This window comes from Microbispora sp. NPDC049125 (assembly GCF_040802045.1).
GTDB lineage: Bacteria > Actinomycetota > Actinomycetes > Streptosporangiales > Streptosporangiaceae > Microbispora.
Genome location: NZ_JBEZDW010000123.1, coordinates 1 through 1,291 on the forward strand (window position 1 = coordinate 1; position 1,291 = coordinate 1,291).

Below are 1,291 nucleotides of genomic sequence, written 5' to 3' on the forward strand. Positions count from 1 at the left end.
CCCAGACGGGGGCGGCGGTCAGGTCGATGCCGGGGGAGCGCCTGGCCGGGCCGGTGGTCTGGTCGTGGGGGGTGGTGTGGTCGTGGGGGGTGGTGTGGTCGTGGGAGGTGGTGACGGCGTGGTGGGTGACGACGAGCAGGCGGGTGTCGGCGAGGCGGTCGTCGGCCAGCCATTGCTGAACGGTGAGCAGGGTGTCTTCCAGGACGGCGTGAACGGCCGCCACGAGCCCGTCATCGGTGCTGTCGGGGATGGCCGGATGTGGTGGCCGGTCGGTGTCGGCGGACGGGCCGACGTCCTCGCCGGTGCCGGTGAGGGTGGTGTGTGAGGGGGCCGGACTGGTGCTGGGGGTGGTGATGGGCAGGACGATCACGTCGGGGACGGGTTCGGTGGCCTCGATCGCTTCGGTCAGCGCGGTCAGGCCGGGGTAGAGGGAGGCGGCCAGCCCGGTCCCACGCAGGCTGTCGTACAACTCCCGATCACCCAGCACGGCCCACGATCCCCACGATCCCGGCTCCGCGGCGTCCAGGGTCAGCGGCTCCCACTCGACCCGGTACAGGCCGTCCGTACGGTCGCGCGCGGTCGCCCGTAGCTGCTCCCGGGGGACGGGCCGCACCTGCAGTGAGTCGATCGAGATGACGGGGGCGCCGGAAGGGTCGGCGGCCTGGAGGGACAGCGAGCCCGGCTCGCCCAGCTCGATCCGCACCCGTAGCTCCGTCGCGCCGGAGGCGTGGAGCCGAACCCCGCTCCAGGCGAACGGCAGGTTGGCTGTCCCGGCCTCGGTCCCGTCGAGCCAGTGCAGGGCGGCGGCGTGCAACGCCGCGTCCAGCAGCGCCGGGTGCACGCCGAACCGCGCGACGTCGTCGTGCTGTTCCTGGGGAAGGGCGACTTCGGCGAACAGCTCGTCGCCGCGTCGCCACGCCGCCCGCAACCCCTGGAACGCCGGCCCGTAACGCAGCTCGTTCCCGCGTAACCGCGCATATGCGTCATCCAGGTCCACGGACCGGGCGTCGGCCGGTGGCCACGCCGCGAGGTCGAAGGACGCTGCCGGGCCGTCGGCGCTGAGCGTGACGGTCGCATGGCGCGTCCAGTCGTCCGTGGAGCCCTCCGGCCGGGAGTAGATCTCCACGGTCCGCTGGTCCGGCCCGCTCACGATGGTCTGGATCTGGACGGTCCCGTTGTCGGGCAGTGGGAGGGGGGCGTGGAGGAGGAGTTCGTCGATGGTGGTGTGGGGGGTGTGGTCGGCGGCGTGGAGGGCGAGGTCGATGAAGGCGGTGCCGGGGAGGAGGGGGGT

General features: G+C 73.0%; 1 protein-coding gene. It reads right to left on the reverse strand.

Annotation, left to right across the window (positions count from 1 at the left end):
* Positions 1-1,291 (reverse strand): polyketide synthase dehydratase domain-containing protein (locus AB0B72_RS40280; RefSeq protein ID WP_367745074.1); only part of this gene is annotated, 1,291 nt, incomplete at both ends.